The organism is Paenibacillus sp. FSL R7-0297 (genome assembly GCF_038009025.1).
Classification (GTDB): Bacteria; Bacillota; Bacilli; order Paenibacillales; family Paenibacillaceae; genus Paenibacillus_AQ.
The window spans coordinates 5,668,846-5,683,685 of the sequence record NZ_JBBPAQ010000001.1 but is presented as its reverse complement, the minus strand read 5'-3'; the positions used below and the strand labels follow the sequence as shown (position 1 = coordinate 5,683,685).

At 48.2% G+C, this 14,840-nt stretch carries 14 protein-coding genes; 11 read left to right on the top strand and 3 right to left on the bottom strand.

From position 1 onward, the window contains the following. The first annotated feature begins 83 nt into the window (after positions 1-83). The 7 genes from MKZ24_RS25055 (at position 84) to MKZ24_RS25025 (ending at position 5,557) form a co-directional block, all read left to right on the top strand. On the top strand, positions 84-947 hold the full coding sequence (locus tag MKZ24_RS25055) for a glycosyltransferase family 2 protein (protein ID WP_340787859.1): 864 nt from the start codon (positions 84-86) through the stop codon (positions 945-947). Positions 948-990: 43 nt separating this feature from the next. After that, positions 991-2,136: a DegT/DnrJ/EryC1/StrS family aminotransferase gene (locus tag MKZ24_RS25050; RefSeq protein WP_340787856.1), complete on the top strand. Its 1,146-nt coding sequence runs from the start codon at positions 991-993 to the stop codon at positions 2,134-2,136. Next, positions 2,133-2,786: an acetyltransferase gene (locus MKZ24_RS25045; RefSeq protein WP_340787853.1), complete on the top strand. Its 654-nt coding sequence runs from the start codon at positions 2,133-2,135 to the stop codon at positions 2,784-2,786. Before MKZ24_RS25050 ends, MKZ24_RS25045 begins: the two co-directional genes overlap by 4 nt. Positions 2,787-3,130: 344 nt before the next feature. Then, positions 3,131-3,619, top strand: a complete 489-nt coding sequence (locus MKZ24_RS25040; protein WP_042235294.1) for a DUF2975 domain-containing protein — start codon at positions 3,131-3,133, stop codon at positions 3,617-3,619. Positions 3,620-3,629: 10 nt separating this feature from the next. After that, positions 3,630-3,845: a helix-turn-helix domain-containing protein gene (locus MKZ24_RS25035; RefSeq protein ID WP_042235296.1), complete on the top strand. Its 216-nt coding sequence runs from the start codon at positions 3,630-3,632 to the stop codon at positions 3,843-3,845. A 33-nt stretch (positions 3,846-3,878) separates the two neighbouring features. Beyond that, entirely contained in the window at positions 3,879-4,643 is a 765-nt protein-coding gene (locus MKZ24_RS25030) for a DUF817 domain-containing protein (RefSeq protein ID WP_340787849.1), read from the top strand. Positions 4,644-4,735: 92 nt separating this feature from the next. Then, positions 4,736-5,557: a methyl-accepting chemotaxis protein gene (locus tag MKZ24_RS25025; RefSeq protein ID WP_042235300.1), complete on the top strand. Its 822-nt coding sequence runs from the start codon at positions 4,736-4,738 to the stop codon at positions 5,555-5,557. Positions 5,558-5,682: 125 nt separating this feature from the next. Here MKZ24_RS25025 and MKZ24_RS25020 read toward each other — a convergent pair whose 3' ends face one another. Next, a complete protein-coding gene (locus MKZ24_RS25020; protein ID WP_340787845.1) occupies positions 5,683-6,798 on the bottom strand; it encodes a saccharopine dehydrogenase family protein in 1,116 nt (371 codons plus the stop codon). Positions 6,799-6,926: 128 nt separating this feature from the next. Between MKZ24_RS25020 and MKZ24_RS25015 the strand changes: the two genes are divergently transcribed. Then, positions 6,927-7,988, top strand: a complete 1,062-nt coding sequence (locus tag MKZ24_RS25015) for a helix-turn-helix transcriptional regulator (protein WP_340787842.1) — start codon at positions 6,927-6,929, stop codon at positions 7,986-7,988. A gap of 468 nt (positions 7,989-8,456) precedes the next feature. Here MKZ24_RS25015 and MKZ24_RS25010 read toward each other — a convergent pair whose 3' ends face one another. Further along, on the bottom strand, positions 8,457-8,999 hold the full coding sequence (locus MKZ24_RS25010; RefSeq protein ID WP_039308902.1) for an NADPH-dependent FMN reductase: 543 nt from the start codon (positions 8,997-8,999) through the stop codon (positions 8,457-8,459). Positions 9,000-9,438: 439 nt separating this feature from the next. On the opposite strand from MKZ24_RS25010, the gene MKZ24_RS25005 reads away from it, so the two are divergent. From MKZ24_RS25005 to MKZ24_RS24995, 3 genes are all read left to right on the top strand, one after another. Beyond that, complete coding sequence (locus tag MKZ24_RS25005; protein ID WP_340787837.1) at positions 9,439-10,485, top strand: aromatic ring-hydroxylating dioxygenase subunit alpha; 1,047 nt, start codon at positions 9,439-9,441, stop codon at positions 10,483-10,485. Between the two features lie 418 nt (positions 10,486-10,903). After that, on the top strand, positions 10,904-11,908 hold the full coding sequence (locus tag MKZ24_RS25000) for a phosphotransferase enzyme family protein (RefSeq protein WP_042242274.1): 1,005 nt from the start codon (positions 10,904-10,906) through the stop codon (positions 11,906-11,908). A 238-nt stretch (positions 11,909-12,146) separates the two neighbouring features. After that, a complete protein-coding gene (locus MKZ24_RS24995; RefSeq protein ID WP_042235307.1) occupies positions 12,147-14,021 on the top strand; it encodes an LTA synthase family protein in 1,875 nt (624 codons plus the stop codon). Between the two features lie 66 nt (positions 14,022-14,087). Here MKZ24_RS24995 and MKZ24_RS24990 read toward each other — a convergent pair whose 3' ends face one another. Then, entirely contained in the window at positions 14,088-14,693 is a 606-nt protein-coding gene (locus MKZ24_RS24990) for a histidine phosphatase family protein (protein WP_042235308.1), read from the bottom strand. Between the last annotated feature and the right edge of the window lie 147 nt (positions 14,694-14,840).

Genomic DNA, 14,840 nt, shown 5'->3' with positions numbered 1-14,840 from the left:
GTAATATATATATATGTACGTGTTCATGTGTATGTGAGTAAAAGAAAAATTCTGCACTTCCAAGATAAGAAAGGTGGAGTCGCATGGAATGCCCATTAGTGAGTGTAGTGATACCTGCATATAACCGGCCTGATACTCTCCAAATCGCCATTGATAGCGTACTTGAGCAAACCTGGCCAAATATTGAAATCATCATCTGTGATGACAGCTCTAACAATAACGTACAGGAGATGATGGCCCCCTATTTACGCTCTTTTCCCCAAATCCAATATTATAAAAATGATAAAAATCTCTTTCTTGAAAATTGGCATAAATGTTTCGACTTGGCATCAGGGGAATATATCAATTACTTAATGGATGATGACGTATTTCATAAAGACAAAATTAAGAAAATGCTCTACTTTTATCAAAATTTCGAGAACATTTCACTTGTCACCTCTTTTCGACAAACCATTAATGAATCAGGAGATTATATCCCGCCGCTCTATGCAACGGATAGGCTATATGAAGAAACGAGGATCATGGACGGAATGATGCTAGGAAATATTGTATTAAGTCGTTGTTTAAATACGATTGGTGAACCAACGACAGTGTTATTTAAAAAGGAAGATCTTACCGATAAATTTGGTGTATTTAAAGGCAAACAGTATTGTCTGCTCAACGATTTAGCATCTTGGTTGAACTTGCTATCCAAAGGAAGAGCCGTATATATTCCTGAAGCGCTAAGTTATTTCCGGATACATCCTAATCAAAATAATCAAACACTTGGCCCTAAAGCGTTCACTGAGTGGTTAGACATCATGATTGCCTCAAGAGAAGATGGATTTCTGGATACTAACGATTTGTTTAAAACTGCACTCCTTTCTTATTACGAACGTGTAAAGGGGCGGCAATCATTTGCCGCAGATATCAAACGAATTGAAATGATATTAGAAACGTTAGACTAATGATCCTGACTATACTCAATACAAGTGCGAAGGAGGCGTGAGCATGTTTGAAATCCCCTTTTTACGACCTAATTTAGTGAAGAAGGACCGGTTTCTTTCTTACTATGACAAAATAGAGGCAACCCGGATCTACTCCAATTATGGCCCCTTAAACCACCTGTTTGAAGAACGCGTTATTACGCAAATGTTCGGTGGTGCTGGTTCGGCTGTAACCGTTCATAACGCTACCATCGGGCTTATACTGGCGATTTCACAATCCAAGCGATCCAAAGGTAAATATGCGATTATGCCGAGCTTCACTTTTGCTGCCACCCCGTTAGCCGCGGAGTGGTGTGGACTTGAACCTTACTTTCTGGATATTGAGCCGGGGAACTGGCAGTTGAACAGGGAACAGCTGGAACTGACAGTCAAACAACTGGGGGATGAGGTTGCGATAATCATCCCTTATGCTACTTTCGGTTCATCTATGGATTTATCGGTATATAACATGTATCTCCAGCAAGGAATTCCGGTGGTCATTGATGCCGCCTCCAGCTTTGGCACTGTAACTTCGGAGGAAGACGAAGCTTCTCACTTTGGCAGAGGATTTGAAGGTGCTGTAGTCTTTAGCTTTCATGCCACCAAGTCTTTCGGAATTGGTGAAGGCGGGTTGGTCTATAGCATGAATCATGATCTCATCAAGCGGATTCGCCAGAGCGGGAATTTTGGCTTCTCGAGCAGCAGAGAGTCGGTCCTCCAAGGGCTAAACAGCAAGATGTCCGAATATACCGCTGCTGTTGCTCTAGCGACTCTGGATCAATTCGAAGCTGTACAAAAGAATAGAAAGACGATCTATGAATATTATCTTCATGAACTTTGCCACGCAGGTTTATTGGAACGGGGATGGTTGATGCAAGAATCACAAGGGTCTGTAGTTCATCAGTTTATATCCATTCACAGCCCGGACTCCTTAAGTAACGGTGAAGTGGTTGAGACGTTAGCATCTAGCTCTATTGAGGCGAGAACCTACTTCTCCCCGGCTTGCCATCAACAGAAGCAATTCCAAGGATATTCCCGTGATTCTCTACAGGTTACCGAACAACTCGCGAAACATATAGTCAGCTTACCCTTGTGGGAGGAGCTGGACGAGATTATCATTCGAAGAATTGTGAAAGTTCTTGGGAGCCTGGGAGGAGAGTCGACCCGATGAGAAAAGTCGTCATTTGGGGATCGGGAGGGCATGCCAGAGAGATTAATTGGTTATGTGAAGAACTAGAAGTTCAGGTAGTGGGGTTTTTAGACGAACGGCCGGAGATGAAAGGCCAGGTTGTCGATGGCGTTCCCGTTCTGGGGACATTGGTTAATATTGAGTTGTTAAAGAATGAGGTGGAGCTAGTATGCAGTGGCGTGGGGGATCCGGTATTAAAAAAGCGATTCGCAAAGGCTGCCATCCAATCAGGATTCCGTATTGCAGCCCCACTAATACATCCTCATGTTCGATTAAATCGAAAAAATATCATTGGAGCAGGCAGCATGATCTTTGAGGGGGCACTCCTATCCGGCAATATCACGATTGGGCAGCATGTCATTATCAATCGGGGAGTAAGCCTGAGCCATGATATCATAATTGGTGATTATGTAACCTTAAGTCCCGGTGTCCATTTGGCCGGGAATGTAACCATTGATGAAGGAGCCTATATTGGCATTGCAGCCTCTGTACGGGAGAAACGCCACATCGGTTGTTGGTCTTTGATCGGTGGGGGAGCCTTTGTCAAAGACGATATACCGGGATTCACCATGGCAGCCGGTGTTCCGGCAGTCGTTAAGAAAAGATTTGATGTTCCATACCGGGATGAGTGAGACCGAACATCTGAGGGTGGTGCTTCAATACTCGGATAAAATTTATGCCTCAGCCGCCGTATTTCCGGAACTACCATAAAATCATCAAATCGAAATACCAATCACCCGCAAGCAAGGATAGAGCTCTATATCCTGCTCTGCGGTGATTGTCATGCCGTGACAATGCCAAGCACAAATCCGTCGTACCCTTTGCTGCCTGCCGCCCTGCAGTGCAGTAGCCTCGATTCGCGGCTCGGCAGAGATATTAACAATAATAATATATTATATATCAATATAAATATATTGATAAACAATAAATATTGTGATAAATTAAACTCACGAATACGAAGTGAGGTGTTTTTTTGATGAAACGTAAACCAGGATCGACCACTTTTTTGAAGGCAGTAATTATTCTGTTTGGAATGGCTGCACTTGCTCTATGTGTATTTGTAGTGCCGGAGATTGCTGAATTTGCAGCAGAGCTGTATCCGGAGCATGCGTACATACAGGCACTCGTAATGATCGATTTGTATGGGGCGGCGCTACCTTTTTACATTGCCCTCTATCAAGCCTTTAAGCTGTTAGGCTATATCGATCAGAACAAGGCATTCTCGGATGCCTCAGTACAGGTGCTGAAGAATATCAAACGGTGTGCAGTCGCCATCAGCAGTATGTTTGTCTTAGGGATGCCGCTGTTCTATCTCATGGCAGAGAGGGATGACGCTCCGGGGATTATCGTTATTGGAATGATCATTATTTTGGCTTCCATGGTGATCGCTGTATTCGCAGCGGTGCTCCAGAAGCTACTGAATGAAGCTATCGAACTAAAATCTGAAAATGATTTGACAGTCTGAGGTGACGACCATGGCGATTATTATCAATATTGACGTGATGCTGGCGAAACGGAAAATGAGCGTAACAGAGCTTACAGAGAAGGTAGGTATAACGATGGCTAACTTGTCTATCTTGAAGAACGGCAAGGCGAAGGCCATCCGGTTTTCAACACTTGCGGCGATATGCAAGGCATTGGATTGTCAGCCCGGAGATATATTAGTATACACCCCGGAATCTATTGAATGAAGGGGAAGCCCGGCCGGCGAGGAGAGGAACTTTTTGAAATCAATCACACGACTGCTGCATTTTGGTTATCACCAGGCGATGAGCTGCATCTTTCCCGTTGCGATCTTTGGAACCCTCCTGCTTACAAGCAGAATAGAAGTGCCATTTATCCACCGTTATGATGTTATTCTGCTGATACTGCTTACCGTGCAGTACCTTATGTACCGCACTGGACTGGAGACCCTTGATGAGATCAAGGTCATCTGCGTATTTCATGTGATTGGTCTGCTGCTGGAGATCTATAAGATACGAATGGGATCTTGGGCGTACCCTGATCCGGGATTCACGAAGCTGCTCGGTGTACCGCTGTATAGCGGGTTTATGTATGCAAGTGTGGCAAGCTACATGTGTCAGATCTGGCGCAGACTGAAGATGGCTATGACCGGCTGGCCGGGGCTGGCTGCTGCGGGAATGCTTGGCGGAGCGATCTATCTGAACTTTTTCACCCACCACTTTATTCCGGATTTCCGCTGGTGGCTGACGGCGCTGGTGCTGGTAGTCTTTTGGAGAACATGGATCATTTACCGGGTGCAGGACAGAACGTACAGGATGCCGCTGACATTGGCTTTCATCATTGTAGGTTTCTTTATCTGGCTGGCGGAGAATATCGCTACCTTCTTTAATGCCTGGAAATATCCGGACCAGCATGAAAGCTGGCATCTGGTGGGCTTTGGCAAGATCAGCTCTTGGTTTCTGCTTGTGATCATCAGCGTCATTATTGTGGCTCAGCTTAAGCATGTTAAGGCGGGACGTTTATAATTCAGGACGTTCATAATTCATAATCAGCACTCTTCACTAATCGGTTAAATGTGTCGATAATAATTCTAAACATTCACATTTAGGAGATGCTTATGGATAACTTAACAGCACTGATCGCAGCAGCACCCTTGTTCAAGCAGATTCACGCACAGGATATTATGATCGGTATTACGGATAGAGAAATTTTCCATTATTATGAGCCAAGCAAAGTGCTGGATTTCGGCTTAACCAAAGGAAGTCCCGTTTCACCGGATGATCCGTCTCTCGGAAATGCCCTGGCTGGACGCGCCACGACAAACCGGTTGTCACCTGAGCTGTACGGAGCAACTGTAGTTTCTTCGGCAGTCCCGATTTATGGGGATGAAGGTGAAGTCATCGGGGCCTTCGCAATTGCCTATACGCTGGAAAATGAAGATAAAATGGAACAGCTGACCGAGAGCATCAATCAGATCAGCGGCCAGCTGGCAGACATGGTGCAGAATGTAGCAGCCCAGTCTGAGGAGCTGTCGGCAACGACGGCGCAGATTCTGGAGAATTCCCGCAAGACGGTGGAAGAGTCCAAGCAGGTGAACAAGGTGGCCGGATTCATCCGGGAGATCTCCGAGCAGACGAATCTGCTGGGCCTGAATGCGGCGATTGAGGCTGCACGGGTCGGAGAGCAGGGCGCAGGCTTCGGAGTAGTTGCGACAGAGGTGCGCAAGCTGTCTGTGCACACGAAGGAAGCCACGAAGTCGATCGAAGATTCACTAAGTACAGTGCAGCGTTCGATCCGGGAGATGGAGCAGGAGATTGAGGCAATTGCCTTGTCTTCATCGGCGCAGGCTGAGCTCGTAACCCAGTTCAGCGATGTCATTGAGAAGCTGAATGAGACCAGTGGGGAGATGGCCAGATTCATTTCATCCGTAATCCAATAAAATATCATAAACAAGGCGGCCGTTATGTTAACGGCCGCCTTGTTGTATTCAGGAAGGCGTCAGGAATTAGAACTGCCCGGAGGATAGGCGTGCAGGTAAGTTCAAAAGAGAATCTGTTGTACCGATCACCGGTTCCAGAAAGTAGCGCCTTCCAGAGAATAAGTCATACCATGACTGGTTCCGGCTTCCCCGGTGTATGCCAGAGACAGATGGTTCCCTGCCGTCTGCAGTGTGAATAACTGCTCAATATGATAGACACCTGGCGGAGGTGCGGATTCATAGAGGTTAAGGGTTACACCAGCCGCAGTTATTGCAGTAATGTCTGCTTCATGTACACCTGTTATTCCATATTCAATCTGCATGGGCTTGCCGTTCTTCAGCCCATAGGCATCCACTTTAACCGCGAAGCGTGCCGAGCCGAACCGGAATTTGCCGAAAGCCCGGACAGCGAAGTTACGGCAGGTTCTGTTCCGCAGCAGTGCGGGCAGACCTAGTCTGCGCAGTACAGCAACAGCGGAGGTGGAGATGCGGGAATCGAAGCAGAGCCGGGTGGACACCGATGGAACGCCTAAAGTTACAGGCAGCGTCTGCTGATCCGAAAAAGGAAAACGGTAGGCTGTCCGGGTCCGCAGACCCAAGCCGAAATCAGTGGACTTCCTTTCCGTGAAGCTTGAAGCCGTACGCGTTTTGCCATGCTCAGTAATCTCAAAGACTGCCCCCAGGTTGTCCACGGTCCACTCCAGAGCGGCTTGTCCATGACTGTCTCCAAGCCCAAGCAGAATGGAGATGTCAATGGACTCCGTTTGCTCCAGCTCCTGCATGGCCCTTGCCGCGAGCAGATTGGTCAGGCCAGGAGCCAGGCCGACACTCAGCAGTGCTGCAGCCTGGAGGCCATTCTTCACCAGGTCCAGCTTCTGCAGCTTGCTGAGGAATTCGCCGTTCGCCGAGACATCTATATAATGCGTACCGCTCTGCAGGCAGGCTTCTGCCAGCCGCGTATCCTGCTGATCCAGACACATTACAACCAGCTTCACCCGTTCGAGCAGCTTCTGGTCCAGCGGCTCCTCTGCCGCCAGACGCAGCGGCTTCACATACCCGCCGGTACTGCGGGAGAACTCTTCAGCACGTTTCAGATTTCTTCCCGCCGCATAGACCTTCCCGGGATGCTTCTCGCCAAGAAGCCGGCAAATCTGTGACCCGACATGACCATAACCGCCGATGACTATAATATCTGTTTTCATTGTATCTTCTCCGTCCTTGAATATTGAATGTAAGCTTGCCTGCGATATAATAGGAATTATGTTTCATTATCCGGATTTCAAGGACGGGAGACCATCCCACATATGTGGGATTTAGAGAGGACACCAAGATGAACGAGGCGATGAAAAGCATTCTGAAGCTGGACCCGGCCCGGGGCGGGGGAGCTATGAATTCACAGCAATACAGGGAAGCGGTTATCGCTAAACTCCGTTCCGTTATTCCGTTTGCCGCGGCCTGCTGCACGACAGTAGATCCGCATACGCTTCTTACCACCGGAGCGGTAACAGAGCAGGGGCTTTCAGCAGTGCACTCTGTATTGTTCGAATATGAATATCTGCATGAGGATTATATGAAGTATGAGCACTTGGCCAAGGCGGAGCTTCCGGTAGCCTGCTTAAGCGGAGTTACGGGCGGAAGCCTTGAGAAGAGTGAGCGTTACCGCAAAGTACTGCAGCCCGCCGGATTCGGAGATGAGCTGCGCGCAGCGCTCATGGCAGGCGGGGTCTGCTGGGGCTTCCTGACTCTGTTCCGTCCGCTGGATAGCCATCCGTTTCAAGCGCAGGAATGTGCCCGGATCGCTTCCGTTGCTCCGCTGGTTGCTGCCGGACTGCGCAGTTACGCCACATCGCAGCCCGGCAAGGATTCGGACAGCGGAGCACCGGAAGATAACGGAATTATGATGCTGAATGAGCGGCTGGTTACGCTGAGTGCGAATACAGCGGCGAATTATTGGCTGGAGCAGATGCGGCAGTTCGAACGTCTGGATGCGGGAGTATTGCCGGGGCCGGTCCGGGCCGTGTGCTTACGGGTTGTAGCGGAGGAGAAAGCTTCCAGTGCTGTCCCTTCAAGCGCTAAAATATGCCTCCAAACCGGGGATGGGGCTTATCTGACCGTTACGGCCAGCAGGCTGGACGGTCCGGAAGGTATGCTGGCCGTTTCTTTTGTAAATGCCAGATCCTCCGATGTATTCCGCCTGCTGGCCGATGCCTTTACCTTAACCGCACGCGAGAAACAGCTTGCAGAGATGCTGCTGCTGGGGTTATCCACCAAGGAACTGGCGGAGTCGCTCCATATCTCTGCTTATACCGTTCAGGATCACCTGAAATCAATCTTTGCCAAAGCAGGTGTGTCCAGCCGCCGGGAGCTGATCAGCAGGCTGTTGTCACGATAAGAAGGAGCGGGTGTCCCTGATGAATGATCTTAAAGATAGGATTAGACTTGTGGGTATGAAGGGGGTTTCGGATGAACCATAATTTCGGTCCGAATCCGATAATGTTGTACAAAAAACAGCAATTCTCCTCCAGTATGCGGTTTAGCGTGACAATTATTGTATTTCATACAACCATCTGCCTGAACACCTTGGTATATGCCAATACAAGTTGCAAAACGTGCAACATTTATGTCTAAATACTCCATTCTGCTGGCAACGATTAGAGTATGTGGAGTAGTCGTATTCCGTTATTCTCACAGCGCTTGGAGCAACAGTCTGTTCGCGCAGCATTCTCACATAGTTCCGCTATCCTATCTATCCTTCCATCAACCCATCTCAATATAAAAGGGGTCTCAATAGCCATTTCTGGCGGTTGAGACCCCTTTTTTCCTATATTAATGACGTTGATGCGTTGCCATTACCTTTTATTTACTGACGCAAAGTCTTCAAGGCGCCGCTCCAGGCCAGAACCTGATCGAGCATGGCGTTAACATTGGCGATATGAAGATCGGCAGGTTTGAAGACGGAGCCGTTCTCGAAATCAGTGAACAATGAGAGCAGAGGGTGTACGCGAACATCCGCTACGGACAGCTCGCCGAGAATTCCGCGTAAATGCTCAGCGGCGCGGACGCCTCCGGCTGAACCATAGCTTACGATACCGGCTGCCTTGTTGTTCCATTCTTCACGGGCGGAGTCCAGGGCATTCTTGAGTGCTCCGGTAAGACTGTGGTTATATTCCTGTACGATAAATACGAAGCCGTCCAGTGTTGCCAGCTTGGCTGCCCACGCTTGGGCTTCCGCATAGCTGTCGGTTTCACCGAGAAGCGGTAGTTTGAAGTCGGCAATATCCACGATTTCGTAATTGGCATCTCCGCGTGCATCTGCAATACCTTTCACCCATTCGCCTACCTGCGGGCTAACGCGGCCTTGGCGGGTACTTCCCAGAATAATTCCGATGTTTAATGTTGTCATTGTAATTCCTCCTCGAATGTGGTTGTAAGTTTTTTGAAGTAGCTCTTATGTTTTTATTATAGCTTATAACTTAAATAAAGCAAGTTATTTTTAGAAACTATTATTAGGCGAATCTTACTAGACATATATACTTGAAAGCACCCGGTGACCAGTGTGCAAAGCGGTACCATTCACAATGTTGTATGTATTGCAGCTTACGGTAGCGCAACAGTTAACTTTTGCGGAGGATGGCCTGAATATACATCTATTAAGGTTTTGCCCTCGTTATGTCATGATGCATAACATTGACGGGTGTAATTTAGGCGAAATTACAAAAATAATGGATTTGTAATTGATTTTAGCAGCGAAATCAGTTTAAAATATACACAACAAGTTAGTTATTCTAACATATAATTAAATCATCTTATGCATTCATAGCGAATTGAGAGGTGGAGCGGTCATGATAGAGGAAAAGAAACGGCAGGAACAACTGGAGCTCCCGCGTGATTGCACCTTCTCGCCAGAAGACTGGCGTATACTGGCCCAGTATTGGTACCCGGTGGCGGCCGCAGATGAGGTTCAGGATAAACCTGTTCCGGTGAAGCTGCTGGATATGAAGCTGGTATTGTACCGCAGCGAAGGCAAGGTGGTCATTGCCCGGGACCTCTGCTTCCACCGTGGAGCGCCTTTAAGCAAAGGCTGGGTTGAGAACGGTGAGATTGTGTGCCCGTATCACGGCTTCCGGTATAACTGTGAAGGAAAGTGTACGGCGGTGCCGGCACATCCAAGCAGCAAGATCTCACCCAAATTGAAATTGATTGTCTATCCCGCCGTGGAACGTTATGGCCTGATCTGGACCTGCCTTGCTGGCGCGCCGGAGCAAATCCCTTCTTTTCCGGCCTGGGAGGATCCCGACTACATTAATATTCTAATTCCGAGCTTTGATATTGCCGGTTCCTCCGGGCGGCAGATGGAAGGCTTCCTGGATGTATCGCATTTCGCTTACGTGCATACGGCAACCTTCGGTGACCGCAACAACACAGAGGTCCCCCAGTATAAAGTATGGCGTGAAGGAGATACGGAGCTGGTAGCGGAGTATTGGAGCACGGTCAGCAACTACGGCAAAGGTCAGGAGAACCCTGCACCCGAAGGGTTCATGTGGCTGCGCGAGTTCCGCGTCTTTGCACCGTTTGCCGCTTCGCTGACTGTCTATTTCCCGGATGAGGGCAGGCTGAAGATTCTGAACTGTGCATCCCCGGTATCCGCCCGCTATACCCGGCTGTTCTGCCCGATCTCCCGTAACTTTGACAAGAGCGCCCCTGTAGAGGATACGATCAAGTTCAATCTGCAGGTGTTCCAGGAGGACGCGGAGATGGTGGAGTCGCAGACTCCGGAGGATCTGCCGCTCGATCTGCAGGCGGAAGCCCATATCCCGGCAGACCGGACATCGATTGCCTACAGACAACTGCTGACCAGCCTGGGACTGGGTAAGAGTTATACGTCTTAACCGCAGGCGTAATTCCTTCGAACGGTTGTTTATAAGAATAGAAAGCAGCTCGATGGTCAGCGAATGACCGGGGCTGTTTTTTGTGTTTGGTTATTTATTATTCAGTCGGATACGTCTGAATATACAAGATCTTTTCTTCTTTGTGCGGATCAGTAAAATGGCATTCTAATCATTGCTAAGGGCGAAGTGAACTCAATCAGTGGCGGATGGTTGTATGGAAACAAAAAGAAATAAATGGCAGTAAAGTTTGAATATATAAAAACTATCCCTGGAGCTTAAGTGGCTTCTTTGGTAAAATATGGTGGTTGGGATTCCGGCACAGGAAATCGCCGCGCAAATTAGATTTGGAGGAGATATTATAAACTATATTGAGGTTGCCCAGAAAAGTACTGCACACTTACTTCCCCTGGTATCCGAATTGTACGGGTTAAACGGCTACGAGTTCGAGCAGATTGAAGCGCATGAGGGAGGGCGTAATATTGTATACACCTGTGAAAAAGCAGGCGCCAGCCCCAAAATACTCAGGTTCGCTTTCCTGCCTGACCGGAGCCGCGACGATTTCCTGGGTGAACTGGAGTATGTCCGCTACCTGTATGAGCATGGAGGCAGCGTCGCGAATGTGATCAGCTCCCGGAACGGGAATCTGCTGGAAGAGATTACTCACGATAATCACAGGTATTTTGTCAGCCTGTTCACTAAGGCTGCAGGAACAATGCTGGTGGAGCATCATTACCGGTACAGGGAAGGAGTGCCCATTACCGAATATTATTATAACTGCGGTAAAGTGCTGGGGAAACTGCATCAGTTATCCAAAGAGTACACGCCGGTCCATCGCCGGTATAGCTTTTTTGACAAATACAATCCCGCATATCTGGATGAGCTGATTCCTGAATCCCTGACCTTGCTTAAGGGGAAGCTGATTGAGCTGCTTAACACCCTGCGAGAAGTGGAAGTGAACGGGGAGACTTACGGAATGCTACATTTCGATTTCAATGACGGGAATTATTCAATAGATTATGATACCGGACAAATTACTGTATACGATTTCGACAATTGCTGTTTCGGCTGGTATATGTTTGAGCTGGCAGCTCTCTGGACACATGGAGTAGGCTGGATACAATTTGAACCCGATCCGGGTAAACGCAAGGAATTCATGGATGCTTACTTTGCAACCGTTCTCGCTGGGTACCGGTCAGAGACCCGGATTAAACCGGCTGTGCTGGATCAGCTGCCTTTATTCATCCAAGCAACCCTGATGGAAAGTGTTGTGGATGCCTTCGAGGTCATGCGGAATAACGGCGGGGAACCGGAATGTGACGGGCGGCTGTCTTTTCTCATTAAATGCCTGGAAGACGATATTCTGTATAACGGATTTTTCGATGAGATTTACTCGTGCGACGATCCCTTCGAGTATGAAGGATGAAACAGATGCCGTCCCCGGAGGACGGCATTGCCGTTTTTATCTGAGTAATTAAAATAGGTTGATAACCTACGTAATTTGTGCTTTAATTCAGTAGTACAATTTACGCCTACAACAAATGTGAGGAAGTGACCCATCGCTAGTCCTTCTATGGCAACAGCTGGAGCAAAGACCGCATGCTGTGCATATTATTGAAACGTGATGTAATTCTTTCTGAAATAGAAGGAGATAGAGACTACTTATGAAAAAATCATTTGATATCCGCAACAAGCCTATATTGCTGTTCACTTTTCTCTTGCTGCTCAAGAGTGGGGTGGCGTGGTATGTTGTTTTTAATGACGGGCCTAACTGGGGCACAATGTTTACGGAAATTCCATTTTTCCTCATTGTGTTCAGTCTCATCGAGTGGCTGGCACGCAAGCGGAAGATTCTCTATTACATGGTGGCCAATCTTTTTATAACGGTCATTTATTTCGCTGTGTTGATGTACTACAAGTATTATGGCGTCATTGCGACGTATCATGCGCTGCAGCAGGCCGACAAAGTTACGAAGGTAGGGGAGAGCACCTATTCCCTCATCACCCCTTATTATCTGTTTATCTTCGTAGACGTCGTGTTCTTCCTGTTCCTGATGTTCCGTCCAAAATATATTTCACGCTGGAAAGAAAGAGGTACCGTGCGGATGAACCGGCCGGTGCTGACAGTGATCACTGCTGTCTCCATCGGACTGTGTATCTTCAATATTTGGCCGAACCATGCGAGTATGAATGAGATCAAGAAAGCCGAGAGTATGGGCATTCTCAACTACGAGGTATATACCCTGTTCGCCGACACTACAGAGAAGGAAGAAATCATCGACAACAAAGAGATTACGCAGACGGCTGTGAATGAATTGAAAGGTATTACCGTGCCTGAGTCCCCGCAGTATTTCGCTGCCGACAAAGGCAAGAATCTGATCGTGGTACAGATGGAATCCCTCCAGAACTTCCTGATCGGCCTGACCATTGACGGGCAGGAAGTTACGCCGAACATTAATAAGCTGGTGAAAGACAATACCTACTTTAATAACTTTTACACGGACGCGGGCCAGGGCACAACCTCGGACGCGGAGTTCGTGGTGAATACTTCTTTTTATGTACCCAAGAATGAGCCGGCGACTTCTTCCAATTATATGAACAAAACGCTGCCGAGCCTGCCGGGTCTGCTGAAATCAGACGGCTATCAGACGTATACCTTCCATACCAACAGTGTGGAATTCTGGAACCGTAAAGAACTCTACAAAGCCATCGGATTCGACAAGTATTATGATCAGAGCTTCTATGGCGACGATGACCCTATTGCTTTTGGATCTTCAGATGAAGTGCTGTTCGCCAAAACCGTTCCCGAGCTGGCCGCTCTGGATGCGAAGGAAGAACCGTTCTATGCCATGGTCATCTCCATGAGTGCTCATCATCCTTTCCGTCTGCCGGAGGATAAGCTTAAGATGACTCTGCCTGAGCAGTATCAGGGGACCTTGCTTGGCGACTATATCCAATCCCAGAATTATGCGGATTATGCGATGGGGCAGTTCCTGGATGAACTTAAGGCCAGCGGAGTGTGGGACGACAGCCTGATTGTATTCTACGGGGATCACCAGGGCGTACCGCTCTATGCGCTTGGCGATAAGGAGAAGGACTGGCTGAAAGAGCTGATCGGGTATGAGTACGGTTATACCGACATGTTCAATATCCCGTTCATTGTACACTCACCGTCCGGAATACTGCCTGCCGAGGTCGGTCATACCGGAGGACAGATTGATATTCTGCCGACTGTAGCCAATCTGCTGGGCGTCTCCGTTCAGAATCAGCTTCACTTCGGGGAGGATCTGCTGAATCAGGAGACTAATTTGTTACCGGTCCGGCATTTCCTGCCGACGGGCTCTTTTATCAATAATTCAAGTATTTATGTAACCGGAGAAGCCTACGCGGACGGAACCAACTTCAGCCAGAAGGATAATTCGGTGATTGCTGGCGGATCGACTGAGGCACAGTTCAATAACGTGCAGCGGCTGCTGAATATGTCTAACAGTTACCTTGAACAGCTGCCGGACCGTCCGGATGTTCAGTTAGAAGAATAGATTTAGGTTTGAAAAAAAGGCAGACTCAAAAGCCGTAATGGCTGGCGGGTCTGCCTTTTTTGTAAGCTACACAGTATAATTCTCAAGGGAAACGATCCATTTGCCGTCCTGATTCTCAATGGTGTGCAATCCGGTATAGGAAGCCGGGAATTTACTGCCGCGGTTGTTCCAGTCTAATTCTTTTATAATATGATAGATGATGTTAATGACTCCGCCGTGAGTAACAATCATGAGGTTACCTTCCGGATGTCGGTTGGCCTGTTCTTCGCATAAGCGGCCGAACGCTTCCTTGATGCGTGTGAAGAACTCCAACGGGCTTTCGCCGCCGGGATAGCGCTCGTCCATCCGTAAACCGGAGAAATACAAACCCGGAAACCGTTCATTTACGATTTCGTTCGGCATGCCGGCGATCACGCCATTATTCATTTCCCTCCAGTCCATACTGCGCTCTATCGGCAATCTGAGTTCTCTTGCCAGCTCACCAGCCGTATCCAGAGCCCGCTGCAGATCACTGCTGACAATGCGCTTTATATTAAATGAAGATTGGTTATCTTGAAGATAGCGGCCGAGCTTCTCAGATTGTCGGTAACCTTGCGTGATTAGTCCCCGCTGGCTCCATCCGCCACGGAATCCTTCATCATCTTTGCCGTGTCTTACTAAATAAATCGCCAATTATTCTTCGGCCTCCTGTTTTGTAGAGAGTAAGCATGCTTCCTTATGCGGGATGCCCTGCTAAGTTTATCACTCACTTTCCAGATTTATCAAGAGGAGAAGTTACAACCGGGATAACAAAGCTTGACAAAAGCCGGACAAGGGCCT